Raw genomic sequence first — 26,858 nt, forward strand, 5'->3', positions numbered from 1 at the left:
CAGATGGAGAAACAACATTTGATCGACATCGCGGCGAAAAAAAAGAAAGCAGCGGTCGTCTTTAAAGATGTGGCGGTCATCGACGTCTACAGCCGTGAGACGATTCGCACCGACGTCGCCATCGACGCCGGCTATATTGTGGCCATTGGGGACGGCTACGAAGGGGAGACCGAATACCATGACCCGTCTTGGACGCTCGCACCGTCATTCATCGATGCGCATGTCCATATCGAGTCGTCGATGGTACCCCCTCACGAGTTCGCCAAAGCGGTGCTTCCGCTCGGGGTGACGACGGTCATCGCCGATCCGCACGAGATTGCGAACGTGAACGGGGCACTCGGCATCGAGTATATGCTCGCCGACGCTAAAGGGTTGCCGCTCGACGTGCGGATGATGCTCCCGAGCTGTGTGCCGGCGACGCCGTTCGAGCACGCCGGGGCGAAGCTATACGCCGAGGACTTGGCGCCGTTTTTAGGGGACCCGGGCGTCCACGGTCTCGGCGAGGTGATGGACTATCCGTCTGTCGAGTCCGGAAGTGAGGATATGCTTCAAAAAATCGCACAAACCGAACACGTCGGGAAAGTCGTCGACGGCCATGCTTCGGGCCTCGGTCCGGACCAGCTGAACGTATACCGGACGGCAGGGATCATGACCGATCACGAATGCACGACGGCCGAAGAAGCGCTCGAACGGGTCCGGCGCGGCTTTTATGTTCAAATTCGAGAAGGGTCGGTCGCGCGGAACGTGGAGAAAGTCAGTCAGGCCATCACGGAAAGCAACGCTCACCGTTTCCTGTTCTGTACGGACGATAAACACTTGGACGACCTTGTCGCCGAAGGCGGGATCGACTACAACATTCGCATGGCAATCAAACAAGGTGTCAAACCAGAAACGGCCTATGCCGTCGCTAGTCTGCACGCGGCCGAGGCGTACGGACTCAAAGATGTGGGTGCCATCGCTCCTGGCAAACGAGCAAACTTTGTGATCTTGTCAGACGTCCAATCGGTAAAAATCGAAACCGTCTACGTGAACGGGGAAGTCGTCGCCGAAGAAGGCAAGGCGACGTTCGAAGCCGACGGGATTGAAGTGCCGAAACCGATGAAAGGTGAACTCAAACTACCCGATTTGACGGCGGACTCGTTCCGTTTAGCCGTGAAAGAAGAAGCGGTCGATGTGATTCAAGTATTGCCGAACAGTCTCTTGACGAAGCGACAGCGTCTTGTCTTCACACCTGACGCGTCCGGAGCCGACCTCGCCCAAGACATTGCCACGCTCGCCGTCATCGAACGCCATCACGGGACGGGTCACATGGCCCTGGCCCCGGTGACAGGGTTCGGCTTGAAGCGGGGCGCGCTCGCGGCGACGGTCGCCCATGATAGCCACAACCTCGTCATCGCCGGGGTGAGCCCGGACGACATGTTGCTCGCTGCGGAAACACTTGAAAAAGTGGGCGGTGGTGTCGTCGCGGTGTCAGAAGGGAAGGTGCTGGCGGTCTTGCCGCTCGAGATTGGAGGACTCATGACGAAACGTCCGTATGCGGAAGTGGCGGACGTGCTCGAACAGTTGAACGATGCGCTCGACGTCGTCGGCGCCCATCGTCATTTCAATCCATATTTGACGATGTCGTTCCTCGCGCTCCCGGTCATCCCGGATTTGAAGTTGACCGATATGGGACTATTCGATGTGACGACGTTCTCATTCATCGAGTCGTAAGTCAGTCTAACGTATGATTTTTGTTAAGAACGACCCGAAACGATTGAACGCTCTTGGTTAAGTTGGTATAGTTACGACAAGTTTCATCGGTACAAATGGAAAGGGGGGATATAACAGATGGAACAAGTTGCTTACAACCGGTCGTATGATGAACATGAGGATTTGATCAATTCTGTATATCGTGCCTTCCAGGATCGATGTGAAGAATTGCCTGACGAGACGCGGACGAAACGGCGGTTGCGTCATCTCGTCTTACTGACGATTAAAGACCATACATCGTCACACGCCGAACGATTCGTCTTGTATCATTTCTTTAGTGATTTCTTTAAAGCGGTCGAGTCTGACGATCAAGCTGCACTCGCTGTGTTAAAACAAATCATCCGAGATGAAAAAAACTGTTGATTAGTCACTATGACCTATGATAATTTAGACGTAACTTTAAATGAATATTCGTGCTATCGATGAGGTAGAGGTGCGATGCTGATGAGTAAGTAGTCCGAGGATGACAACGGTGAAGACTACAGAAAGGCAAGATCGCCGAAGTGTAAAGTCATGTCTCTGACTTTGTGCTGGGCTGACGGGAAATACCCGTCAGACTGCCATACATATTTACGTATGGAGCGCTCCAAGTCGGCTAAGAAAGACGGAACATCCAGCGAGGGTGTCGGCTTTGTTGCCGATGCCCTCGCTTTGCGTTTTTTTAAGCATAGGGGGGCCTCATCTCTAACAAAAGAGGAGGAAATCACATGGTAGATTATTCAACTTCGGTACTCTCACTCGTACCGGCTTTACTCGCCATTATTATGGCCATCACAACACGGAAAGTCATTCCGTCACTCGGTGTCGGGATTATCGCAGGGGTGCTACTGCTTCACAATTTCAACCCGCTCGAATCGATTCAGTATTTATGGTCAAACATCATTGCGCTATTTTGGGCGGATGGGGCCATCAATGAATGGAACGTGCTGTTGATCGCGTTCTTGCTCTTGCTTGGCATCTTGTCATCGATCATCCAAACGTCGGGCGGCGCCCGCGCGTTCGGAGAGTGGGCCGCTTCAAACGTCAAGACAGCCCGCGGTGCTCGTCTCGTCTCGTTCGGACTTGGGATTTTAATTTTCATCGACGATTACTTTAACAGTTTAGCCGTCGGGAACATCAGTCGACCGCTCACAGACCGTAAAAAAGTATCACGTGCAAAACTCGCCTACATGATTGACTCGACTGCCGCACCGGTCTGCGTCATCAGCCCGCTCTCGAGTTGGGGAGCTTATATCATCGCCATCATCGCAGGTATCCTGGCGAAGTATTCGATTGATAGCTACTCATCGTTCTCAGCGTTCATCCAAATCATCCCGATGAACTTCTATGCCATCTTCGCACTTATGTTGACGGCGTATGTCGCCTACACGGGACTTGCCATCGGACCGATGCGCACACATGAACTCCGTGCCCTCCAAGGGGAGCTCTACGATACATCGAAAGGTGCACCGATGGGGATGAGTGAAGACTTGAACGAACATGATGGCGGAAAAGTCCGCGACTTGATTGTCCCAATCATCGTGTTGATCATTGCCACTGTTTCAGCCATGTTGTACACAGGCGGACAAGCGCTTGCTGCCGATGGTCAAAGCTTCTCGCTTCTCGGTGCGTTCGAGTCGACAGATGTGACACGGTCACTTGTGACCGGTGCCGTCATCAGCTTGCTCGTTGCGCTCTTGCTCTTGATTGGTCGTAAAATTCCAGCTAAAGACTACGGTCATGCGACTTGGGCCGGTATCCGTGCCATGTGGCCCGCCGTACTCATCTTGCTCTTTGCCTGGACGATCATTGCCGTCATCGGAGATATGAGAACGGGTGATTACTTGGCAAGTTTCGTTACAGATTCGATTGCAGCATCTTACTTGCCGCTCATCTTGTTCGCGATCGCCGGTCTGATGGCGTTCTCGACAGGGACGAGCTGGGGGACGTTCGGTCTCATGCTTCCAATCGGGGCAGACTTGATTATGGCCGTCGATCCGGAACTGTTGCTCCCGACACTCGCGGCGGTGCTCGCTGGTGCGGTGTTCGGTGACCACTGCTCACCGATTTCGGATACGACGATCCTCAGTTCGACGGGTGCTGGATCGCACCATATCGACCACGTGTTGACACAACTTCCATACGCATTGATTGCGGCTGGTGTGTCAGCGGTCGGGTATTTGGTCCTCGGGATCACAGGCTCGATGTGGATCGGCTTCTTCGCAGCATTCGCGACGTTCGTCGTGGCCCTTGTCATCGCGCAAATCATTTCTAAACGCGGACGCGTGCCAGCTGATATGCGCGCTGAACGCGAAGCGTAATTCATCTAGATTAAAGGCGTGCCACCGCTCGTGGCACGCCTCTTTTTTGTATTGGCATAGGTGTCGATGCACAAACAAGCCCTGCCACAGGAGTGACAGGGCTTGCTGATTAGTTGACGTCCAACCACTTGAAGCTAGCGTCAGCTCCGAACGGATGGCGGTGCATGTTTTGAATGTTTGAGCGTTCGAGGTACGCTTCACCTTTTTGATAGATCGGTGCGATCGCGAAGTCATCTTCGAGCAAGATGCGTTCTGCTTCTTGCATCGTTTCCCAACGTTTCATTTGATCGGCTTCTTGTTTCGCGCTTTGGATCAATTTGTCGTACTCGTCGTTCGAGTAGGCCATCCGGTTGAACGGACCGTCCGTTACCCACATGTCGAGGTACGTCATTGGATCCTGGTAGTCAGGGCCCCAGCCAGCAGCTGAGACGTCGTACTCACCTTTACCTTCGAGGTCAAGGAAGTTTTTGAACGGCTGTTGCTTGATGTTGAGCGTGAGGCCAGGGAGGTTCTTCTCGAGCTCACCTTTGATGTACTCGTTGACTTTCTTGAACGCTTCTTCATCACGTGAGAGGAATTCAAGTTCGATCGTTTCGACGCCAAGCTCGGCAAGACCTTTATCCCATGCCGCTTTCGCTTCGTCGACGTTGTAGCTTTGAAGGTCTGGATACTTCTCGCGGAAGTCGGCTCCGTCTTCTGTGAATGTGAAGTCTTTCGCGACGATATAGTTGGCCGGCTGTGAGCCGTCTGTCAAGATGACGTCTGTGACACCTTGCTTATCGAAGCCTTTCGCGAGCGCCTCACGAATGTTGACGTTTTGGAGCGCTTCGTTTTTCTGGTTGAAGCGAAGGAAGTTGATGCGTGCGTCGGCACGAGTCTTGAACTCTTCGCTGTCTTGGAATTGTGGCACGAATTCAGACGACAAGAGCGTGTAGTCGACTTCGCCCGATTCGAACAAGTTGACACCCGTCGCGACTTCTTTGACGACTTTGACGTTGATCGTCTCCATCTTGACGTTTTCAGCATCCCAGTAGTCCGGGTTCTTTTTGTATACCCAACCTTCGTTGTCTTGCCAGCTGTCTAAGACGTAAGGCCCGTTGTAGAGCGTCTTATCGACCGCGCTCGCGAACGACTCGCCTTGCTCTTCGACGAACTCTTGCTTTTGTGGCATGTACGTCGGGAACCCTGTCAACCCGAGGAAGTAAGGGGCTGGTGCTTCCAATTGAACTTCGAGCGTCTTCTCGTCGACCGCTTTCGCGCCGAGCGCATCGAGTTCTTCTTCGCCTGCAAGGATTTTGTTGGCATTTTTCAAGTCTTGAAGGATGTACGCATATTCCGCGCCTGTCTCTGGGTTGAGGGCGCGCTTCCATGAATAGACGAAGTCTTCAGCTGTGACCGGTGAGCCATCTGACCAGTTCGCATCACGCAACTTGAAGGTGTATGTAAGTCCGTCTTCTGAAATCTCAACGTCTTCAGCAATTCCCGGTACCGGCTGGTTGTTCTCATCAAGACGATATAGTCCCTCGAAGACGTTGTTCGTCACGATGACCGATGTCGAGTCCGTTGTGAGCGTTGGGTCGAGTTGTGGTAAATCCGTCGCCGAGACGAGTGTGATTTCCTTCTTCGCATCACCCGATGATGATCCGTCCGACGAGCTCGACGATGATTCTTCTCCGCCGCCACATGCTGCTGTCGCAAGCAAGGCAACACCCGATAAAGCTAACCATTTCTTATTACGCATTGTCATACCTCCCGAAAATTCTGATTCTTTCGAATATATTGCAATTAAACTACAAACAAGATGAATGCGCAATAAAATTTTTTAAATTATTCGAAAATATAAACATTAGTGAAATGCCTATCTAAACGTCATTGGATTCAGTAGAATAAGGAAATCATCGAATGATTATACATTATCCATGTATAGTTATTCGTCAGACGTCAACTTTTTTTTGGAGGGTTTGGAATGAAGGGACAATCAGCCGGGATCGGCTTTTTCGGGCTTGCTGCCATGGTCGTCGGAACGATGATCGGCGGAGGCGCATTTAACTTGCCTGGCGCGATGGCGCAAGGTGCCGGGGTCGGTTCGGTATTGATCGGTTGGACGATCACGGGCATCGGCATGGTCATGCTCGCGTTCGTGTTTCAATTTTTAGCGAATACGCGTCCTGAGCTTGAAGGCGGGATTTATGCCTATGCAAAGGAAGGGTTCGGCAAGTTCGTCGGTTTCAACAGCGGGTGGGGTTATTGGATGTCCGCGTGGATCGGGACGGTGGCGAACATCACGTTGATCTTTAGCACACTCAGTTATTTCTTCCCGATCTTTTCGGCAGAGCATCGGGCGTTTCGATTGATTATGAGCGCGATCGTGATTTGGGGGCTGTTCTGGATCATCTCGCGAGGGATGAGAGAAGCGGCCCTCCTCAATATCGTCACGACGATCGCGAAGCTCGTCCCAATCTTTTTATTTATCATCCTTATCTTGTTCGCTTTCCGGATCGACACGTTCCAAATCGACTTTTGGGGTCAGTCGGGCTTCAGCTGGTCACAGGTGTTCCCGCAAGTGAAATCGACGATGCTCGTAACGTTATGGGCGTTCGTCGGCATCGAAGGAGCGGTCGTCTTATCATCACGGGCCCGTCATAAACGAGATGTCGGACGAGCGACGGTGATCGGACTGGTTGGGACACTCGTCATTTATATGATGATCTCAATCCTATCGTTCGGGGTGATGACCCAAGAGCAACTCGCGTCACTGGCGGAACCGTCGATGGCGTATGTGCTTGAGGCGGTCGTCGGTCCCGTCGGTGCGACACTCATCAATATCGGCCTCCTCGTCTCGCTCTCAGGTGCGTTGCTCGGGTGGACGATTCTCGCGACAGAGATTTCTTATGTGGCAAGTCGCGACGGGGTGTTCCCGAAATTGTTCAATCGGCTCAATCGGAATGAGACGCCGGTGAGTGCCTTGTTCATCACGCAAGTCTTCACACAACTCGTCACTATCATTGCACTCTTCTCCGAACAGACCTATTTGGTGCTCTCGAGCATTGCCGGGATTGCGGCCCTCGTCCCGTACTTGTTTTCCGCTTTGTTCGGTTGGAAAGAGGCACGACGCACAGGGACGCGCTCGATGCTTGTCATGTCGGGCATCGCGACCGTTTACGCGGCATGGCTCCTCTATGCGTCGGGTGTCGAATATATGCTCATCGCGATGATTCTTTACGCGCCGGGCGTGTTCGTCTTCATGCTAGCCGAACGTGAACAGGGCCGGCCGTTCCTGAGCCGTCTGCAATATATGATTGCGGTCGTCATCCTGTTGGCGGCCACGTACGGCGTCTATGGACTATGGACGGCCACGATCAGCCTATAAAAAAGTCATCGAACGTCGTGAAGACGTCCGATGACTTTTTTATTGATTTCCGCCCGTTAACAGGCGAACGACTTCGATTGGAGGCATTGGCTTGGCGTACAAGAAGCCTTGGAACGAATCGCAGGCAGTTTGCTTCAAATGATCGAGCATCTCTTGGTCCTCGACGCCTTCGGCGACGACGTGCAGATGTAGGCTCTTGCCGAGATGGACGATGACATCGAGCAAGTGCGACTTCGAGGCGAGCCAATCGTCTAAAAAGACTTTATCGATTTTCAGCTCGTCGACCGGGAACGACTTCAAGTATTGGAGTGAAGAGAATCCAGTTCCAAAGTCGTCAATCGACAGGCGATAGTCGAGCCGCTTGATTTGATTCATCCGGGCGATGATTTCATCCGTCTGTTGCATGACGAGACTTTCCGTGATCTCGAGAATGATGTCGGACGGGTTTAAATTGAGCTGTTGCTTGATATTTCGGAGCGTATTGATGAAGCTGTCGCTCCGGAATTGGTTCGGTGAAATGTTGACAGCCATCGACAACGGATAATCAACGAGTCGTTGCCATGCTTTCAACTGTTTGGCGGCCTCAAGGATGACCCAGTTATTAATCGGGACGATCAGCGCCATCTCCTCGGCGAGCGGGATGAACTCCGACGGCGGGATTTGACCGAGTTCATCGTGATGCCAACGGAGAAGCGCCTCGAACCCGATGAGCCGGTCGGTCTTCAACTCGAACTTTGGTTGATATTCCAAATAAAAGTGTTTTTCCTCGAGCGCTTGATAGAGCGCTTTTTCGATATGGATTTGACGTGAGAACGCGTCGTCCATGTCTTTCGTGACGAACTGAATCGTGCCGACGCCAATCCGTTTCCCTTTGAACAAGGCGCTCTCGGCACGCGTATATAGTTCTTCTAATGAAGATGTGGCCGATGGATAGAAGACACAACCGATGGAAATCGACACCATGATCGAGTGATGATAAATCCGGAACGGTCGTTGCAGTTCATGTTGCAATTGGCGCAACAACTGGAACACTTCCTCTTTCGACTCTTCAAAGAACAGGAGTCCAAACAAACCGCCCGACGGATGGAACATGACGCTCGTCTCGGGCATGAACTGAGTGGCCCGCTCTTTGATTTGGATGAGCAGTTCATTGCCGACGCGTGAACCGAACGATTCGTTGATGATTTTGAAGCGATCGATATCGAATAGAGCGACATGGACCAAACCGTCCCCTTGATCGACAGTTTTCAGGACGTGGGCATATTGGCGAAGCCACCCTTTTTTATTTAATAGACCGGTCAAATCGTTATGATAGGCGAGGTAGTTGACCTCTTGCTCGAGCCGTTTTTTATCCGAGACGTCAAATCCGAAGGCGGTATATTGCACGACTTCGCCTTCTTCGCTCAAGATTGGGACGACCGTCAAATTGAGCCAGCACGTGTTCGCCGTATGACGTTCCGAGCGGATGGGCATCTCGCCGTTCCAAATACGGTCGGTCGTAAGCGCTTGAAGCACGTCCTCGGCGATCGGGTCATTCTCGAATGACGGATGGATGAGCTCGAACCAATTACGACCGATAAATTGGTGGTCAGGGGCCCCAATCAATCCGCATAACAACGGGTTGACCTCGGTGATTTCCCCATACGCGTTCGCAGCCAGATAATAAGTCGACTGCTCAATCATCGCCTGAAAATGATGGAGTAAGTTGAACTGTTCCGTGCTGATGAGCGGACTAAACCCTTTCGGTAAAAAGGCTAAAAAATAGCCGGTGAAATCGTTGATGGAGAAGGATTGTAAATAGGCGGTCGCATAGACGACCGAACCGTTTTTATGTTTGAACGGCGTCATTGCCGTCGTCGAGAACGGATATTGAAGGAGCAGTGGCGACCACGTCTCGAGCGTATGCTCTAAGTGCTGGACGACCGGGAGCGGGTGGTGAAGGACCTCGTCCCGTTCCCATCCGAAGAGCGTTTCCGCATGCTCGTTCCAAAGAAGGACGTTGCCGTCGAGGTTGATGTAACAGCATGGGACAGATAAAGCATCGATGAACTCGTCAATCGGCAAATCGCGCAATGAAGCCACAGCATTTCCTCCAATCTACATCAAATGAATCGTACTCTACGTTCAGTGTACCTTATTTTCCCAACCCGAGGAATGGGCAAGTTGGTCGTTGTCAAAAGAAAGACGGTCATCATATACTGAAGGAGTAAGATAGTTTTTTGATAAGGGGGAAATCAAATGTCAAAGACACAAGAAGTGATTGAATTGACAGAGAAGTTCGGGGCGCACAACTATCATCCACTTCCAATCGTCATCTCGGAAGCGAAAGGGATCTGGGTGACAGACCCAGAGGGGAACCGCTACATGGATATGTTGAGTGCCTATTCGGCCGTCAACCAAGGTCATTGTCATCCGAAAATCATCCAAGCGCTAAAAGATCAGGCGGATAAAATCACGCTGACGTCACGTGCGTTTTACAATGATCAACTCGGTCGTTTCTACAAAAAAGTGGCAGCGCTTACAAACAAAGAGATGGTGTTGCCGATGAACACGGGTGCGGAAGCAGTCGAAACGGCTGTCAAAGCATCACGTCGCTGGGCGTATGAAGTGAAACAAATCCCAGGCCAAGCGGAAATCATCGTCTGCTCGGGCAACTTCCACGGCCGGACGATGGCGGCGGTGTCGATGTCGACAGAAGCGGAATATCAACGCGGATTCGGGCCGCTATTGCCAGGGTTTAAAGTCGTGCCGTACGGTGACATCGATGCGTTCGAGGCGGCCATCACTGAAAATACGGCGGCGTTCATCGTCGAACCGATTCAAGGCGAAGCCGGGATTATCATCCCACCGGCTGGTTATTTGAAACGTGCCAGTGAGCTCTGCCAGCAGCATAATGTCTTGTTCGTGGCCGATGAGATTCAATCGGGGCTCGGTCGCTCAGGCAAATGGTTCGCCATCGAATGGGAAGATGTGGAGCCGGATATGTATATTCTCGGAAAAGCGCTCGGGGGCGGCGTATTCCCGGTATCATGTGTCGCAGCCAATGAGAGCGTCTTGAGCGTATTCAATCCAGGGTCACACGGGTCGACGTTCGGCGGGAACCCGCTCGCGGCAGCCGTGTCGATCGCGTCGCTTGAAGTGTTAGAGGAAGAGCAACTGCCACAACGTTCACTTGAACTCGGGACGTACTTCATGGACCGATTGAAATCGATCGACAATCCGCTCATCAAAGATGTACGTGGACGCGGTCTGTTCATCGGAATCGAATTGACAGAAGCGGCACGTCCTTATTGTGAAGCGCTCAAAGAGCGCGGTCTGCTCTGCAAAGAGACGCATGAGACGGTGATTCGTTTGGCGCCACCACTCGTCATCACGAAAGAAGAGCTCGATGAGGCGTTCGAGGCGATTTCAGCCGTGTTCGCACCAGCCGCTATTTCGTGATTGCGCATCGCTTGTTATAATGAATACAGACTTAAACACCTGTCTCGCGACGTGCTCGCGGCAGGTGTTTTTTTGAAGGGAGACGGGGCCATGCTCTATGTATACGTCGGCTTGGCGGGAGCGCTCGGTGCCTTGGCACGTTATGGGATCGGGACAGGCATCGAGACGTTTTGGATCGGTCTGTTTCCGCTCGGGACGCTGCTCATCAATTTATCAGGAAGTTTCGCGCTCGGTTGGCTGACACACTTTCTGTTTCGGTCCGGACGTCTCTCCCCGAGTGTCGTCACCGCGGTCGGGACAGGGTTCATCGGCTCGTTTACGACGTTCTCGACATTCAGTGTGGAGACGATTGAATTGCTAGAGGCTGATGCATTCGGTTCAGCTCTGCTTTATGTGACGCTCAGTCTCGGACTTGGGCTGTTCAGTTCATGGCTCGGATTTTGGTTTGGGCGGCGACGGTTCGATCGGGCTGTCATGCGAGAGGGGGGAGTACGATGACGCTTCTCGTCATCATGATCGGCGCGTTCTTCGGGGCGATGGCGCGATTCGGGGTCGGTCAGTTCGTCAAAACCCGGACGACATCGGCGTTCCCGTGGGCGACGCTCATCGTCAATGTGACTGGTTCGTTTGGACTTGGGTATTTATACGGGGCGAGTGTTCACCAAACGCTCATGCTCGGTATCGGTGTCGGCTTTCTCGGTTCGTTCACGACGTTCTCGACGTTCAAGCTCGAAGTGATGCGGTTCGTCGCCAAAGACTGGCTTCGTTTCGGGATGTATTTGCTTGCGACCTATGTACTTGGTCTGCTGGCGGCCTATCTCGGTTATCATCTGCCATGAAAAATCCCTCGGAAACTTGTTCCGAGGGATTTGTTTTATTCGCTAAGTTGAAGTTTTTCAGCACAAGATGGGCACGTGTTCTCGTAAGACTCGCACTGCTCATCCATCTGTTTCCCGCATTCTTGACACGTCTTGTCCGGTAACTTCCGATAAAATTCGACGGAAGATTCAAGTCGGCTTGCCCATTCATTCATTGTAACTGCCCCCTTTATTTAAGTAACGTAGCTGTTATGTTGTTTTGATTGTATTATAACAGTAGTGTTTAAGTCAACAATAATATATAACAGATTTATAAATCGGATTTTGTTAGAATGAGAGTACAGAAAACGAGGTGAGACGGATGAAAGCACCCCAGTGTGAAACAATCGCCATTCAAAGTGAAGATGTGACGGTGTTACAACGGGCACTGACAGACCTAGATGCGGTTCGAGTCAGTCGGTTGTTCAAGGCGTTCGCCGATCCGACCCGGCTCAAAGTGTTGTACGTCCTGACGTTAGAACGGGAACTGTGCGTCTGTGACGTGGCGGCCGTGATCGGACATTCAAACGCGACGGCGTCGCATCATTTACGGACGTTGCTCGAGCAAGGGCTTGTCAAATATCGAAAAGATGGAAAAGTCGTCTATTACTCACTCGACGATGATCACGTCCGGCTACTCGTCGAGATCGCGATGGCCCACAGTGCCGAACAAATTGATGCGTGACAAAGAGCCAGCTGGGATTCCAGTCGGCTCTTTTTTCGGTTGTAATTGTGATGGAACAGCGTTACGATATATTCAAATGAACGTTTGAATGTAAAGGGGCGAGATAATTATGAAACGGGATGTATTACCTGTCGAAGGGATCACATGTACGAACTGTGCCGCCAAAATCGAGAAAAGCGTGACGGGAGAGGACGGTGTCGCCGCTTGTCAAATCGATTTTGCGACAAGTCGAATGATTATCGAATGGGATGATTCGAAGGATCACACGAAGACGCTCCGCGCCATCGAAGCGACGATGGGGCGAATTGAACCGGGTGCACATTTTGTCAAAGACGAGGCGGAAGTGCCGATGTCGGGTCGCTTATTGTGGCGGTTTGGCGTCGCGTTCGCCCTGCTGCTCGTCGGTCTGTACACCGATTTGCTCTTTGTGTACGCGATTGCCTATGTGGTCGCAGGCTATGACGTCGTCTATGCCGCAATTCGCAACGTATGGCATCGGGAATGGTTTGATGAAAAATTTTTAATGTCGATTGCGACGATCGGTGCGATTGCGATTGCGGAGTATCCGGAAGCAGTCGCCGTCATGCTGTTCTACCAGCTCGGTGAATACTTCCAAGCGCGGGCCGTCCACGCCTCGCGACGGTCGATTCAATCGCTGTTGAACATGAAACCGACGATTGCGCGCGTGTTCGAAGATGGACGAGAAGTAGAAAAACGTCCTGAAGAGGTCGCAACCGGTAGCATCATCATCGTTCGAGCAGGCGAACAGATCCCGATGGACGGTCGTGTGCTGCGAGGCTCGAGCTCATTGGATACGGCGTCGCTGACAGGTGAGTCGTTACCACGCCCAATCGGTCCCGAGGAAGACGTCCTTGCGGGAATGGTCAACCTTGACGGGCGGCTCGAAATACGAGTCGAACGCCCGGCGACTGAATCGAGCCTGCAAAAAATGATTGCCCTCGTCGAACAAGCGAGCATGAACAAGGCGAGAACGGAACAGATGATCACACGGTTGGCGAAAGTATACACGCCGGTCGTCGTCGTGCTCGCGGCGGTCGTCGCATTTGTTCCACCACTGTTTGTCGGAAATCTCGAGGAATGGGTATACCGGGCCTTGATTTTCCTCGTCATCAGTTGTCCATGCGCCTTGGTGATCTCGATTCCACTCGGCTATTTCGGTGGGATTGGAGCAGGTTCACGGCGGGGCATCCTAGTGAAAGGCGGCGAATATTTAGATGTGCTCGCCGAAGTCGATACGGTCGTATTAGATAAGACCGGTACGCTCACGACCGGCCGCTTTGAAGTGACCGATGTCGTGACAAACGGGGAGCTGACGACAGACGAGTTGCTTCAGCTTGCCGCCCGTGTTGAGATGGCCTCCACGCATCCGCTCGCAAAAGCAATCGTCGAGCATGCGGGTCCAGTCGCACCGTTCTCGATGATTCAAGAAGAACCGGGATACGGGTTGATGGCGATCGACGGTGAAAACCGCATTTACGTCGGCAGCGCCCGCTATGTTCAAAAATTGGGTTATCCAACCCCGGCGGAGACATCGGGGACGATCGTCCATATCGTCAAAAATGACCGTTGGCTCGGCCGAATCGAGTTGAGAGACCAAGTGAAGCCAGATGCGCAAGAAACGATTCAAGCTTTGAAGCGCTATGGTTATCAGACGGTCATGTTGACCGGGGACCGGCAAGAAGTCGCAGCCGCCGTCGGTTCGGCAATTGGAATCGATGAAGTGAGAAGCGAATTGCTTCCGCATCAAAAAGTCGCAGAAGTCGAACGGTTGGCGGCAACTGGCAAGGTCGCTTTTGTCGGTGACGGATTGAACGATGCGGCGGCGCTCGCACGAGCCGATGTCGGACTCGTGATGGGCGGCGTCGGGAGTGATGCAGCGGTCACGGCAGCCGACCTCGTGCTGATGAACGACGCTCCGCGAGACGTCGTGGCAGCGATTGAATTAAGTAAGCGGACACGGCGGATTGTTTGGCAAAACATCACGTTCGCGTTCGGTATGAAGGCGCTCTTCCTCTTGCTCGGTCTCTTCGGACTAGCCTCGATGTGGGAAGCCGTGTTTGCTGACGTCGGGGTTGCCTTGCTCGCCATCGGGAACGCCGCACGTCTCATTCATTCCAAATAAAAAGACCTCACAATGGAAATTGAGGTCGAGGGATCGTCTCATTGGAGACGGTCTTTTTTTCGTGTTTTGAAGAGGAGAAACAGCAAAACGAGCAGTGCGGCGATGAGCAAGATGGCAATCGACGTGAGGGCTTGAATCAACACATCGATTTGATTCTCGGTCGCGACGAGTTGTTTGCGGATGTCTTCATACTGTAGTTTCTTCAATGCGCGCAAATCTTCGAGGATCGTTTGGCGCTGATCGGTCATCGTCTCGGCTAGCTCGGTCGCGGCCTCGAGATCGCCGCGCTCATAAAAGACAAGCACTTCGGCGGCGCCTTGCTCCCATATTCCGTCACGGTAAAGCAAATCAATCAGCGAGCTCGGTGTGTGCGGGTCGTTCGTGATCGACGTCTTCAACTCTTCAGCTTGCTGGGACAAACTGTAATACGATTCTAAAAAACGCCGGTCTTCGTAGGCGAGCAACCCGCGAATGGCGTTGGCTCGTTCAATGTTAAAATACATGATCTCTTCGATGGCATCATAGGAATCGAGGCGTTGACTATGAATCGACTCGAGCTGATGTCTCGTGTCTCGAAGTTGAAACCCAAAACCCGCAAGGATCAGCGCGGATAAAAGTGACAACAAGATGAGTAAGGTCAGCCATTTCTGTTGGGACACGGTCATCCCTCCTTCCATACAATCGTACAATATTTACCGATTTCGTCGCAAAATATTTTTTTGGAAAAGGAAAATTTCGGGTAAAGGTATAAATATATAGTAAAGCGTTTCTTGTTATCGTTTACAATGAAATGAGGAACGATTTCATTCATAAGGAGAATACACATGCCAGAGAACTCATCGTTACACAAGTTACACCAGGTCTTGAAAGAAAAACGAACGAACATGGAATACGACATTCCGGCCTTGTGGAACCGCCTGCAATTCCCTTCAGAGCCTGTCCGAGATGGCGTCGAACGGGTCAATCCATATGATTTCTTGATCGAGACGATTGAAAAAGCGATTCTCCCGCATGCGGTCGACGGACGAGATTATCATCAGTCGGTCGCCCAAGCGGATGGATATCTTCAAACGGGCGGCGATTGGATCAAGCGTGCCTCCGTCTATTCGATGCAAGTCCGGACCTCGACGTCATGGGATCATGATGGTTCAGGTTATGTCGAGATGGAAAACTCGGTAGGGATGAAGGACACGGGAACGTTCGTCAAAACGCTCGCGCTAATCCCGCACTTGCTTTATATCGGAATCGACACGTTGTTCTTATTGCCGATCTCGCAACATAGCCACAAAAATAAAAAAGGCGAATTTGGTTCTCCTTATGCCGTGCAAGACTTCTTTGGAATCGATGAGGAACTGAAAGAGACGTTGACGGGAGACGGGTTGACGGTCGAAGAAGAGTTCGCCGCGTTCGTCGAGGCGTGCCATATGGTCGGGATTCGTGTCGTCATCGATGTCATCCCGCGCACATGCGCCCGTGACAACCGTCTCATTCTAGAAAACCCGGAATGGTTTTATTGGATCCCGGTGACAGAACTCGACTACTATCACCCGCCGCACGTGCCCGGTATCGGAGAGAACGTAAAACCAGAGCACGCTTTCTTGCCAATGATTTACGGGTCGGAAGACGTATGGGCGCATTTGCGTCGCTTCTCGATGGCGCCGAACCTCGTTGACGCGGACAAGTGGGAGACGGTGAAGACGTACTTGCTCGAGCACCCGGAAGAGAACTTGCTCGCGGTCATCGAGCGTGAGTTCGGTTTGACGACCGCTCCAGCTTTTTCGGATTGTATCAATGACCCGCAACCGCCATGGTCGGACGTCACATACTTCCGTCTGTTCCTCGATCATCCGACAGCGGCAGCGCCTTACGTCAGCGAGGCGAACTTGGCTCCGTACATTCTGTTCGATTCGATCAAGTCGAATCAATTCCGGGGCGATCAAATCAATGAGCCGCTATGGGCGATGCTCGCTGATATCATCCCGCACTACCAGCGCGAATTTGGAATCGATGGGGCCCGCATCGATATGGGTCACGCCTTGCCGGTCGATTTGGCACAACGGATCCTTCAACAGCCACGCGCACTCGACGCCAACTTCAGTTTCATCGCTGAAGAATTGATCGAAATCGGAGCGTGGGCAGCGAAAGAAGCGGGCTATAACATGATTATCGGCTACGGGTTCTATAAAGAACCTCGATTCGATACGCATGAGACACACCAGTTCATTTATGACTCACGTTTCTTACCGTTGCCGGTGTTCGCGGCCGGAGAGACAGCGGACACGCGCCGCGTGGCGACACGGGACGGGGGACGGCAAGCGAGTCGCTTGCTCACTGTGTTGAACGGCTTCGTGCCGAACGGGGTCCCGATGACGAACTCGGGGCTCGAACTGTATGAGACGCAACCGATGAACACCGGGCTCGACTGCCGACCGGAAGAAGCGTACCAACTCTTCCCGACCGATCCGTACTTTGGTAAGCTCGCCTTCTTCGACGCGTATCAGTTCCATTGGGATCACCCGGAACGAGACGAGATGATCGAACTCATGCATCAAGTTGCCGAAGTGCGTCGTCGTTGGTTGGACGTCCTCGTCAACCCGAGTCATTTCGAACCGCTCGCGATGACGCACATGGATGCGCCGTTCATCGGCCTCGCTTGGCTGCGTCCGGATACGAACGAGACGCTCCTTGTCGTTGCCAACACGAGCATGCATCATCCGCTGCAGGGGAAAGTCCCGCTCGACGGGGTGCGCCGCCGTAACTGGAACGCAAGCCGTTTCGCCGAGATGGTCTACTCACCGACGTCATGGCCGTATGCCGAGCACTCGTTCGATGAGAATTGGGACCTGTGGGTCGATTTGAAGCCGGGCGAAGTCAAAATTTATGAGATGAAATAAGCAAATACCCCGAATCGATTTACCGGTTCGGGGCATTTTTTGTCACATCGTCTGCTTCATGTAGTAGATGACAAACTCATCGAGCGGCATCGGCTTCGCATAGCGATACCCTTGCATCGAATCACAGCCGATCTTTCGTAAGAAATTCTCTTGATATTCTGTCTCGACCCCTTCGGCGACGAGTGCCATCCCAAGTTGTCGGGCCATGGCAATGATCGTCGCGGTGACGGTTTGATACTCCCGGTTCTCTTCGAGTTGCATCGTGAACTCGCGCGGAATCTTTAACTCGTCAATCGGATAGCGGACGAGGTAGGCGAGTGAGCTGTAGCCGGTCCCGAAGTCATCGATCGACAGTTTGATGCCGAGCGCCTTGAGTTCGAGGATCCGTGTCAACACCCGGTCGGAATGGTGGGCGGCGACGGTCTCGGTCAATTCGAAGTTGAGTCGGCTCGGTTCGATTGGAAACCGCTCAAACAAAGTCGTCAAATACTCGATTAAATGTTCATCGAACAATTGACGGACGGAGAGGTTGACCGACAATTTCGGCAAATTGATGTCTCCTTGCTCGAAGGCGTACATCAATTGGAACGTCTCATGGATCATCCAGCGACCGAGATCATGGATGTGGCCCGTCTCCTCGGCGATTGGGATGAATTGGCTCGGCGGGATGAAGACCCCATCGCGTTGCCAGCGCATGAGCGCCTCGGCCCCGATGATGGCTTTCGTCGAGGCGTCGACTTGAGGCTGAAGGTAAAGCGAGATCTCGCCTTTTTCAAGGGCGGTGTCGAGCCCTTCCATCAACAGCTTGCGTTCTTCTTTATCCGCACGCAGCTCTGGCGCGAACAGGACGGTCTCATTACGTCCCTTGTCCTTTGCCTTGTACATCGCGAGGTCTGCGTTTGAGAGCAAGTGCTTGAGCGTCGATCCGTGGTCGGGATAGCGGACGATGCCAATCGACGCATGGATCTCGACGAGCGTTCCGCCCATAAAGTAAGGCGGGCGATAGACGAAGCGTCGCAACCGTTCGACTAACATCTCATCATCATCATGTTCGGCGACGACGATGAACTCGTCACCGCCGAGCCGTCCCGCGTACTCGTTCGGCAATAAGGCACCTCTTAGTCGTTTGCCGATGTGTTGCAGCAATTCATCGCCCATATGATGGCCGAACTGGTCGTTGATCTCTTTGAAGCCGTCCAGGTCGGAGAACATGAGCGAGAATCGTCGTCCTTCGGCGATGAGCCGTTCGATTTGTTCTTGCAACGCGTAACGGTTGTGTAGTCCCGTCAAACTGTCATGATTTGCTTGATAGTAGATTTGTTCTTGTTGCACGATCATTTGGGTGATGTCTTTGACGATGGCATAAATGCCTTCGACTTCCCCGTCGATAATCATCGGGATGTTCATCAGCTGCCAAACTCGCTTCGCCCCGTCCTCGGTGACGACATCGACGTCGAGCGTACGCGGGCGACCGTTCTTCAAATCATGCAATACGGTCGCATAGGCGGACCGGTCTTTTTGTTCGATGATATCTAATATGTTGGAACCGATGAGTGTCTCTGTGTCATGACCGAGCACCGAGCTGCCGGCCTCGTTTACGGACAACACTTCACCGTGAAGGTCGAACAAGAAAATCGGTTCGGCATGATAGGCGAACAGGGACCGATACTGTTGCTCCCGAATTTCAAGCTCATGTGCTTTCGTCGTCACTGCGACTTCAAGGTCAGTGTTGACGGTATGTAAGCGGTGGCTGATCAAGGCATTTTGCTTGGCGACGACGAACTGACGAATGAGTAGCAACAAGACGGCATTCGCGGTCATCGAATCGAGCACGGATGTACCGAGCAACCGATCGGAGGCGAGCATGAACAGCATGACGATTGTGCTATAGACGACGTAATCGAACACGGAGTCATGGACGAGCGCGTCCTCGGTCGATTCATCAAACACGTAACTGATGGAAATGATGAAAATACTGGTCACTTGAAGCAAATGAATTAACTCGTGGCCGATGCCGTTGAAGATGAGCAATTGGTTCAAAATCGAAGCGGTCGTGAAGCCAAGAACGCCGACCAATAACAATACGCGGAAGCTCTGACCTGCCGAAGTGATTCGATTCAAGTAGAGAAAGCCGAGCATCATGTACAGACTGATCAGCACCATCTGTTCTTCAAACCCATTCAAGTTGGCGGCATAGCTCCCGTTCTCGCTCGAATAAATGAACAGATGCATGGCGCCGATCAATAGAAAACTGAGCAAGGCGAAGATGTCAAACGTTCGCAGTTTCAATGTCCGAATCTCAATCGACTGGGTGATCACGATCAACGACATGATTAAATAAAAGAAGTTTTGGATGAACGGCATAAGCTCAATTCCAGTTGACATGACGAAGTGATGCCCGACTAAATAGGCGATGAAACAAACGTTTCCGGCGCTAATCAGTAAATGGATGTAGCGACGCATGCCGCGATTCCGAAGGACGGCGGTGATGCTGAAGGCAGTCGCGATGAGCGTGACCGCCGTGAAATAGACGAACAAACTCGTCTCCCTCAAGTCATAAGGGGTGAACAGGATCAATAAAAGGCCGAGAAAAAAGGTCCCGACGAGCAAAGCGGGGACTGTTTGGCGCAACGAGTGGTTGGTCAACTCATGCACCTCCTTCTGTATATGTCTAAGAGGCTCATCATTATTATCGGATTGTTTATGGATTTGTTACACCAAAAAAATCGACAGCAAGCTGCTGTCGATTACAAGGTATACGAATGCTCTTTGAAGTTACCGACGACCGAATCGATTTCCGAGACGGTGACGAACGCTTCCGAGTCGATATCGGAGACGATTTGACGTAGTTTTGGAATTTCATTGTTTTGCACGACGACGTACAACATTTTCTTCGAGTCGTTCGAATAACCACCGGTTGCGTCCATGATTGTGACACCGCGCTTCAAGTTTTGCTTGATGACGAGGTTGATTTCATCGGCTTTCTTACAGATGATGAAGCACTGCTTTTGTGCCGAGAAGAATCGGTGAATCGTCAACAGCGTTCGCGACCGGACGAAACTGAGCACGAGCGCGTACATGACCGCTTTAATATCGAACGTGATGAACACGAGAATATAGACGATGATGTCTTGCGTCAAAAAGATCTTAGGGAGCGATAAATTGCGGTTGTTCGTGTAAATGACTTTCCCGAGAATATCTAGGCCACCGGTCGAGGCACCTGCGAATAACAGCAAGGCAAGTCCGAGACCGGAGACGATTCCGCTGAACACCGAGGCGACGAGCGGGTCGTCGAGCGGGGTCGGCGGGATGAGCACGGGCAACGTATCGATCAAGATAGATGATAAGACGACGACGAGCCCGGTCATGAGAATGAACCGTTTCCCCAGATATTTAATCCCGACGATAAAGAGCGGGATATTCAACACGAGTTGCGTGAATCCGATCGGTGTGCCGAACAGCTCGTTGATGATCAAGGTGATCCCGACGATGCCCCCGGACCCGATCTCGTTTGGTTTGAGCAATAAGCCGACAAAGATCGATTGTAGAATCGTTCCGGCGATGATGAACAAAGTCGTCTCGACGGCGATTCGTTTTCTTGATTTTGCGTACATAGATGATGGCTAGGCGCCATACGCCCCCTTTGAAATAAACTCACTCAAGCGTACTCCGATGGTGGAGGAATTTCAAGCGCCGAACGATTACAATTCGTTGTGGAAGCGGTCGATATCGCTTGCGAGCTGTTCATGCACGTAATCGATGACTTGAGCGTCATCGAATAAGCCGAGTGGGGCGTCGTCCGGAATCGCATCGAATGGGGATACGAAGTATAAGACGGCCGCAACGAGGGCATGTTGTTTGTCCGGCTGCATCTCGAACTGGTGGTTATAGACGGCACGCAACATGTTGAGTAACTGTTTCATTTGGAAGTAGAGCGTCAGTTCTTCTTCGCGCTCGATATTGCTAATCTCGTTTGAAGCGACGTCGACCGTCACTTTAGCGAGAGCGAGTTCGCCTTGGACCAAGAGGTCACCTAATGTTTCATTGTCGGTATAGTCCTCGGTCGCGCTCGTTAAAAAGTGTGTGTACGTTGTTTTCCAATCTGACATGTATATTCCTCCTTCTATCTTCATCTACTAATATGCCCGTTTTTGCGATTTGGTTGCAACTTTTCCGAAAATTTAAGAAAATAGAAATAAGTGAAAAAGGAGGAACTGTACATATGTCTACTGTAACCATGCCGACTGAGGCAGAATTTGCCCGCTACGCTGAGCTTGCCGTCAAAAAAGGCGTCAACATTCAGCCGGGCCAACAGCTCGAAGTCCGAGCTGATATTAGCCAAGCACCGCTCGTCCGTCAAATCGTGAAAGCAGCTTACGCGGCTGGCGCGAAACAAGTGTATGTCAACTGGAGCGACGAAGAGACGACGAAAGTCCGTTACTTCAACGCCCCGGCGGATGCCTTCAAAGAATACCCGGAATGGCTCAAGGCCCGTTTTGAGCAATTGGCCGAAGAGAAGACGGCGTTCCTATCGATCGTCAGCGACGACCCGGACGCACTGAACGGCGTTGAGTCGTCACGCATCGCGGACTCGAACCGTGCTGCCGGCGTGGCGCTCGCGAAATGGCGCAAATATGTCATGAGCGACAATGTCAGCTGGTCAATCGTGGCTGGCGCTTCGGAAGCATGGGCGAAGAAAGTCTTCCCAGACCGTGAAGACGCCGTACCAGCCCTTTGGAAAGCGATTTTCGAAGCGACACGCATGGACCAACCGGATGTGGTGGCGGCGTGGGATACGCATGACGCATCGCTCCGTGAACGCGCGACGTTACTCACGAACAAGAAGTACTCGAAGCTCCATTACAAAGCACCGGGCACGGAGCTGACGATCGGCTTGCCGAAGAAGCACGTCTTCCTTGGCGGCGGCGGTCCGAACATCGACGGTGTCGATTTCATCGCCAACATGCCGACTGAAGAAGTGTTCACGCTCGCCGATAAAGATTCGGTCGAAGGACACGTCTCGAGCACGAAACCGCTCAGCTATAGCGGCAACTTGATCGATGGATTCACGCTCTGGTTCGAAGGCGGGAAAGTCGTGAAGGCGGAAGCGAGACAAGGACAACAGGCACTCGATGAGTTGTTGAACCTCGATGAAGGGGCGCGTCGTATCGGAGAAGTCGCGCTCGTGCCGGACGACTCACCAATCTCGAACTCGGGTCTCCTTTTCTATAACACGTTGTTCGACGAGAACGCATCATGCCACTTGGCGCTCGGACGCGCGTACTCGACATGTCTCGAAGGCGGACCGCAAATGTCAGCCGAAGAGCTCGCCGAGAACGGTGCGAACGACTCGATGACACACGTCGACTTCATGATCGGCTCGGCCGAGATGAACATCGATGGCGAACTTGAAGACGGTTCACGCGAAGCCATCATGCGTGACGGCAACTGGGTCATTTAATCAAGCAAGAGACGAATCCCTTCGTGGAATTCGTCTCTTTTTTCATGTCAATTCATAGAGAAAGGCGAGGGCGTTCGGTAACCGACGCCGCCACGCGATCTCGTTATGGACGGCACCGGGCTCGACCTCATAGCGAAAGGCGATCCCTGTTCGCGCGACCGTCTCGACGAGTTTCGCATTCGTATAAAGGTAATCCTCGGGCGTGATCGGTCCGCTCGTCTCGTTCGTCCCGATGTCCATATAGAGACGCGCCGTCACATCGGCCTGCTTCACTTCCCGAATGAGGGAGTCGAGATTAGCCCAAGCGGCCGTCGAGAGCGAGCCGACGCGCCGGATGGACGGATAGGCCGTCATCATATAGAGCGAGATGACCCCGCCCATCGAGCTGCCCATCACGCCGACGTCGTCCGGGTCGGTCGCGTAGCGTTCATCAATCCACGGCTTCAACTCTTGCATGAGCCAGTCGGCGTAAGCACGCCCTTTACCCCCGAGCGTGGGCCGTGTCCTGGCGAGTTCCGGTCCAATCCGCCGGTACAGCATCTCATCCTCATAAAACGAATACTCATCGTAGCGGTCGAGCCAGTCTGGGGCACTCGCGATGGCGACGACCATGAGCGGCAATTGTAAGTCCTCGATGTGGCGGTCGATCGACCAACCTTCGCCGATTGTGGCGGTCTTGCCGTCGAACACGTTTTGACCGTCGTGCATATAGAGGACCGGGATTCGCTCGTCAGCCGACACAAAGTCGGGACGATAGACACGGACGATTCGTTTCCGTCCGCGTGTCGTCTCGGTCGGTAACGTAAAGCTGAATTGCTCAAGCATATAAAGCGCTCCTTTCCCATCAACTGTCTCCATTTTGCCGGGTGGAACCGGGGAATGCAATCCGCACACTTGACTACCTACCGTTCGTTAGGTAAGGTGGTGAGAGAGAAAGGGGACAATCTGTGATGAATACGAAACAACGAATCGAACTGGCGGCGCGGCGCCGGTTTGCGCTTGAAGGATATGAAGGCTTGTCGCTCGCCTCGCTCGCTGAGGATGTCGGCATCAAAAAGGCGTCGCTATACGCCCATATCGAAGGGAAAGAACAACTGTTCAAGCAAGTCGTCGAGGACATGGGGAACCGTTATGCACACATCTGGCAGGAGGCACGGGACGCTTCCGTTGACGCTGCGCCGCTCGAGCGGATCGAGGCGATCGTCGAGGCGTTGATTCGCTTCTTTGAAGAAGAGGAGACATGGATGCTGACGAAGCGGATGTTGCTCGTCCCACCGCCCGAGTTGCGATCGTTCATCGAGGGGACGCTCGGTTCGGTCGAGACGGAACTGCAAGCGTTCGAGAAAGAACAGTTTCGATTGGCGATGGAACAAGGCGCCTTACCCGAACAGTCACTCGAGGACGTGTATGACGCGTACTATTGTTTTCTAGACGGGGCGCTTCTTTCGCTCTTCACGCTTGAGACGAATCGCCTCAAACGGCAACGGGCCGCATTCACGATTTTCAAGAAAGGAGTCGGTTGGACATGAAACAAGATCAACTAGCCTGGGTTTGGCTCGTGCTCGCCGGTCTGCTCGAAATCGTTTGGGCGACGACGATGAAGCTGTCGAACGGGTTCACGGTGCTCGGTCCGAGCGTGATGACGATTCTATTATTGATTGTGAGTTTTGGATTGTTGGCGATGTCGTTCCGCACCTTACCGGCCGGGACAGGGTACGCCGTCTTTACCGGCATCGGAGCCGTCGGAACGGTCATCGTCGGGGCGCTCTTGTTCGACGAGGCGCTCACCGGGATGAAGCTCGTCTTTATCATCACGCTTCTGATCGGTGTGGTCGGACTGAAACAAGTGACGGGAGGTGAGTCGGCATGAGTTGGGTATTTTTGATTGGTGCGGGTCTTGCTGAGATGATGGCCGTCTTTTGGATGGGTAAATCAAAAGGCTATCAGATTGTTAAATGGTCGATCTTGTCGGTCGGAACGTTTGCCTTGAGCTTTTATTTGTTGTCGCGTTCGCTCGAGACGCTCCCGCTCGGATTGGCGTATTCGATTTGGGTCGGGATTGGGGCGGCCGGCGGGGTCGTGCTCGGCATGCTGTACTTGAACGAATCCCGGGACCGGTGGCGTATCTTCTTCTTATTGCTTATTATCGGAAGCGTCATCGGATTGAAAGTTGTCGCATGATCAGGATTAGCTTCGAATAAAAACGGGAATTGAATAGTTCAGACTGTGAACGAAAGGGGCGGGGACGATGAGTCATATCAAACTGCAATCCGAGCGTCTACGACTCGAACCTTACACGATTGCTGATTTTTATTTCGTGAAATCGCTACTCCAAGATCCGCGCGTGATGCGTTTTATTAGCCCGGACGGAAAGCCATATACGGATGAACAGACGATCGAGTGGTTCGAGCGCCAGTTGGCCCGCTATCAGACGGGTCGTCAAACCGGGTTGCTCAAATTGATGTCGCATGAAAATGACGAGCCGATCGGTCATGCCGGCACGTTGCTCCATGAACTCGACGGCACGATTGAACTTGAAGTCGGATATTGGTTGGCGCCGAAGCATTGGCATATGGGCTACGGACGCGAGGCAGCGGCTCGTCTCATGCGTCATGCGTTCGAAGAAGGTGAGAAAGAGATCATTTCCTTGATTCATCCGGATAACGTCCCATCGCAACGAGTCGCGAAAGCGAACGGATTGCATTGGGACCGTGACACTGAATATCAAGGCATGCTCGTCTCTGTCTACGCCGGAGATTTAGAGCGGTTATGCCGCCATATGAAACGGGAAGAAATGACGCGTTGAAAAAAAGTAAAAAAAGTTTTAAAAAACAGTTGCCAAGGCATTAGTTTCTTGATATATTAATAGTGTCCTTAAGAGAGGACACGACCTGATTCTGTAGCTCAGCTGGGAGAGCGCTACCTTGACAGGGTAGAGGTCGCTGGTTCGAGCCCAGTCAGAATCACTTGGGTGCCAAACCCGATGCGAAACCCATAGGAACGTGGGTTTCCGCGAAGCCACTTCTTGCGAGAAGTGGCTTTTTTTTGTTTTTCTTTCAATTGACAGTCTACATACACAGTTGGTATATTCCTCTCAATACATACAGAAACGGGGAATATTACAATGGTCTTAACCGGAACAATCGTCAACGCGGCGTTGATCGTGATTGGCACATTACTTGGACTTTTATTTCACCGCATCCCCGAACGAATGAAAGAGACGGTCACCGCAGCCATCGGTCTCGCCGTCGTCTTGCTGGGGATTCAAATGGGGATGAAGAGTGAGAACTTTTTAATCGTCATCGGCAGTCTCGTCATCGGGGCGGCGCTCGGTGAATGGTGGAAGCTCGATGAGAAGTTGAACGAGGTCGGCTATCAATTGGAACGCCGACTCGGCGGTAAGAGCAAGTCGAGTATCGCCGAAGGCTTCATCACGGCGACGCTCATCTTCGTCATCGGGGCGATGGCGGTCATCGGCGCACTCGACAGTGGATTGCGCGGGGACCATGATGTCCTCTATACAAAAGGATTGATTGACGGCTTCACGGCACTCGTCCTTAGCTCGACGCTAGGGATTGGGGTCATGTTCTCGGCCGTCCCGGTTCTCTTATACCAAGGGGCAATCGCCTTGCTCGCCATCCAAATCATGAAGTTTATCCCGGAATCGCTCATGGATGACTTTATTTTAGAAATGACAGCGACCGGCGGTGTCATGATCGTCGCAATCGGTTTAAATTTGGTCGGCATCACTCGGATTCGCGTCGCGAATCTATTGCCGGGGATTTTGATGGTCGCCGTCATCGTCACCGTGTTACATATCTTTCAATGAACAAATGGACGGGCGCAAAAAACGCGCCCGTCCATTTTGATATGCTCCCCAATAGGTAGACAGATGAAATAACAAATCTGTTTATCTGATTGGGGAGTGTTTTTTATGTCGAAAAGTCGGCATTCG

24 protein-coding genes, 1 tRNA gene and 1 riboswitch are annotated in these 26,858 nt (G+C 52.4%); of the genes, 17 read left to right on the top strand and 8 right to left on the bottom strand.

The window, feature by feature from the left end; translation table 11 throughout:
• Window positions 1-3: 3 nt before the first annotated feature.
• From ade to KNP79_RS12930, 3 genes are all read left to right on the top strand, one after another.
• Window positions 4-1,713, top strand: a complete 1,710-nt coding sequence (gene ade, locus KNP79_RS12920; RefSeq protein WP_215192679.1) for an adenine deaminase — start codon at window positions 4-6, stop codon at window positions 1,711-1,713.
• Between the two features lie 117 nt (window positions 1,714-1,830).
• Window positions 1,831-2,115, top strand: coding sequence for a hypothetical protein (locus KNP79_RS12925; RefSeq protein ID WP_034781242.1), 285 nt, complete (start codon window positions 1,831-1,833; stop codon window positions 2,113-2,115).
• Between the two features lie 57 nt (window positions 2,116-2,172).
• A riboswitch (Lysine riboswitch) is annotated at window positions 2,173-2,347 on the top strand.
• 112 nt (window positions 2,348-2,459) lie between these two features.
• Entirely contained in the window at window positions 2,460-4,052 is a 1,593-nt protein-coding gene (locus KNP79_RS12930; protein ID WP_215192681.1) for a Na+/H+ antiporter NhaC family protein, read from the top strand.
• 109 nt (window positions 4,053-4,161) lie between these two features.
• Here KNP79_RS12930 and KNP79_RS12935 read toward each other — a convergent pair whose 3' ends face one another.
• Entirely contained in the window at window positions 4,162-5,793 is a 1,632-nt protein-coding gene (locus KNP79_RS12935) for a peptide ABC transporter substrate-binding protein (RefSeq protein ID WP_215192683.1), read from the bottom strand.
• Between the two features lie 225 nt (window positions 5,794-6,018).
• On the opposite strand from KNP79_RS12935, the gene KNP79_RS12940 reads away from it, so the two are divergent.
• Window positions 6,019-7,422 (top strand): basic amino acid/polyamine antiporter, encoded by a 1,404-nt coding sequence (locus KNP79_RS12940; RefSeq protein ID WP_215192685.1) that lies wholly within the window; start codon window positions 6,019-6,021, stop codon window positions 7,420-7,422.
• A gap of 39 nt (window positions 7,423-7,461) precedes the next feature.
• Here the strand turns inward: KNP79_RS12940 and KNP79_RS12945 are convergent, their stop codons facing one another.
• On the bottom strand, window positions 7,462-9,504 hold the full coding sequence (locus KNP79_RS12945) for an EAL domain-containing protein (RefSeq protein WP_215192687.1): 2,043 nt from the start codon (window positions 9,502-9,504) through the stop codon (window positions 7,462-7,464).
• A gap of 156 nt (window positions 9,505-9,660) precedes the next feature.
• Here KNP79_RS12945 and KNP79_RS12950 point away from each other — a divergent pair, with 156 nt between their 5' ends.
• From KNP79_RS12950 to KNP79_RS12960, 3 genes are all read left to right on the top strand, one after another.
• A complete protein-coding gene (locus KNP79_RS12950; protein WP_034781234.1) occupies window positions 9,661-10,863 on the top strand; it encodes an ornithine--oxo-acid transaminase in 1,203 nt (400 codons plus the stop codon).
• A gap of 90 nt (window positions 10,864-10,953) precedes the next feature.
• Window positions 10,954-11,361, top strand: coding sequence for a fluoride efflux transporter CrcB (gene crcB / locus KNP79_RS12955; RefSeq protein ID WP_138859989.1), 408 nt, complete (start codon window positions 10,954-10,956; stop codon window positions 11,359-11,361).
• The gene (locus KNP79_RS12960) at window positions 11,358-11,702 is read left to right on the top strand and encodes a fluoride efflux transporter FluC (RefSeq protein WP_138859988.1); all 345 of its coding nucleotides are present in this window, start codon (window positions 11,358-11,360) and stop codon (window positions 11,700-11,702) included. Before crcB ends, KNP79_RS12960 begins: the two co-directional genes overlap by 4 nt.
• Before the next feature lie 35 nt (window positions 11,703-11,737).
• Here KNP79_RS12960 and yhfH read toward each other — a convergent pair whose 3' ends face one another.
• Window positions 11,738-11,896, bottom strand: a complete 159-nt coding sequence (gene yhfH, locus KNP79_RS12965) for a protein YhfH (RefSeq protein WP_021065246.1) — start codon at window positions 11,894-11,896, stop codon at window positions 11,738-11,740.
• Between the two features lie 146 nt (window positions 11,897-12,042).
• On the opposite strand from yhfH, the gene KNP79_RS12970 reads away from it, so the two are divergent.
• A complete protein-coding gene (locus KNP79_RS12970; protein ID WP_034781229.1) occupies window positions 12,043-12,405 on the top strand; it encodes an ArsR/SmtB family transcription factor in 363 nt (120 codons plus the stop codon).
• 109 nt (window positions 12,406-12,514) lie between these two features.
• A complete protein-coding gene (locus KNP79_RS12975; protein ID WP_251132967.1) occupies window positions 12,515-14,548 on the top strand; it encodes a heavy metal translocating P-type ATPase in 2,034 nt (677 codons plus the stop codon).
• Window positions 14,549-14,586: 38 nt separating this feature from the next.
• Here KNP79_RS12975 and KNP79_RS12980 read toward each other — a convergent pair whose 3' ends face one another.
• A complete protein-coding gene (locus KNP79_RS12980) occupies window positions 14,587-15,213 on the bottom strand; it encodes a hypothetical protein (protein ID WP_215192701.1) in 627 nt (208 codons plus the stop codon).
• 159 nt (window positions 15,214-15,372) lie between these two features.
• Here KNP79_RS12980 and KNP79_RS12985 point away from each other — a divergent pair, with 159 nt between their 5' ends.
• Window positions 15,373-17,442 carry an alpha-amylase family protein gene (locus tag KNP79_RS12985; RefSeq protein WP_034781225.1) on the top strand — a complete coding sequence of 690 codons (2,070 nt, stop codon included), beginning with the start codon at window positions 15,373-15,375 and terminating at the stop codon, window positions 17,440-17,442.
• Window positions 17,443-17,484: 42 nt separating this feature from the next.
• Here KNP79_RS12985 and KNP79_RS12990 read toward each other — a convergent pair whose 3' ends face one another.
• From KNP79_RS12990 to KNP79_RS13000, 3 genes are all read right to left on the bottom strand, one after another.
• On the bottom strand, window positions 17,485-20,088 hold the full coding sequence (locus tag KNP79_RS12990; RefSeq protein ID WP_251132968.1) for a putative bifunctional diguanylate cyclase/phosphodiesterase: 2,604 nt from the start codon (window positions 20,086-20,088) through the stop codon (window positions 17,485-17,487).
• A gap of 101 nt (window positions 20,089-20,189) precedes the next feature.
• Window positions 20,190-21,056: a YitT family protein gene (locus KNP79_RS12995; RefSeq protein ID WP_034781221.1), complete on the bottom strand. Its 867-nt coding sequence runs from the start codon at window positions 21,054-21,056 to the stop codon at window positions 20,190-20,192.
• 87 nt (window positions 21,057-21,143) lie between these two features.
• Window positions 21,144-21,551 carry a YkvA family protein gene (locus tag KNP79_RS13000; protein ID WP_034781220.1) on the bottom strand — a complete coding sequence of 136 codons (408 nt, stop codon included), beginning with the start codon at window positions 21,549-21,551 and terminating at the stop codon, window positions 21,144-21,146.
• Window positions 21,552-21,664: 113 nt separating this feature from the next.
• Here KNP79_RS13000 and KNP79_RS13005 point away from each other — a divergent pair, with 113 nt between their 5' ends.
• A complete protein-coding gene (locus KNP79_RS13005) occupies window positions 21,665-22,903 on the top strand; it encodes an aminopeptidase (protein WP_215192689.1) in 1,239 nt (412 codons plus the stop codon).
• A gap of 42 nt (window positions 22,904-22,945) precedes the next feature.
• Here KNP79_RS13005 and KNP79_RS13010 read toward each other — a convergent pair whose 3' ends face one another.
• Window positions 22,946-23,728, bottom strand: coding sequence for an alpha/beta hydrolase (locus KNP79_RS13010; protein ID WP_215192691.1), 783 nt, complete (start codon window positions 23,726-23,728; stop codon window positions 22,946-22,948).
• A gap of 125 nt (window positions 23,729-23,853) precedes the next feature.
• On the opposite strand from KNP79_RS13010, the gene KNP79_RS13015 reads away from it, so the two are divergent.
• The 6 genes from KNP79_RS13015 (at window position 23,854) to KNP79_RS13040 (ending at window position 26,732) form a co-directional block, all read left to right on the top strand.
• Window positions 23,854-24,432 carry a TetR/AcrR family transcriptional regulator gene (locus KNP79_RS13015; RefSeq protein ID WP_215192693.1) on the top strand — a complete coding sequence of 193 codons (579 nt, stop codon included), beginning with the start codon at window positions 23,854-23,856 and terminating at the stop codon, window positions 24,430-24,432.
• Complete coding sequence (locus KNP79_RS13020; RefSeq protein ID WP_167491846.1) at window positions 24,429-24,773, top strand: DMT family transporter; 345 nt, start codon at window positions 24,429-24,431, stop codon at window positions 24,771-24,773. The genes KNP79_RS13015 and KNP79_RS13020 overlap by 4 nt, the downstream gene beginning before the upstream one ends.
• Window positions 24,770-25,084: a DMT family transporter gene (locus KNP79_RS13025; RefSeq protein WP_021065258.1), complete on the top strand. Its 315-nt coding sequence runs from the start codon at window positions 24,770-24,772 to the stop codon at window positions 25,082-25,084. The genes KNP79_RS13020 and KNP79_RS13025 overlap by 4 nt, the downstream gene beginning before the upstream one ends.
• A 67-nt stretch (window positions 25,085-25,151) precedes the next feature.
• The gene (locus tag KNP79_RS13030) at window positions 25,152-25,709 is read left to right on the top strand and encodes a GNAT family N-acetyltransferase (protein ID WP_029596076.1); all 558 of its coding nucleotides are present in this window, start codon (window positions 25,152-25,154) and stop codon (window positions 25,707-25,709) included.
• 87 nt (window positions 25,710-25,796) lie between these two features.
• Window positions 25,797-25,869, top strand: a tRNA-Val gene (locus KNP79_RS13035).
• Window positions 25,870-26,027: 158 nt separating this feature from the next.
• The gene (locus KNP79_RS13040; RefSeq protein ID WP_034781214.1) at window positions 26,028-26,732 is read left to right on the top strand and encodes a DUF554 domain-containing protein; all 705 of its coding nucleotides are present in this window, start codon (window positions 26,028-26,030) and stop codon (window positions 26,730-26,732) included.
• Window positions 26,733-26,858 lie beyond the last annotated feature (126 nt).

Source organism: Exiguobacterium sp. s7 (assembly GCF_018618195.1).
Taxonomy (GTDB): Bacteria; Bacillota; Bacilli; order Exiguobacteriales; family Exiguobacteriaceae; genus Exiguobacterium; species Exiguobacterium mexicanum_A.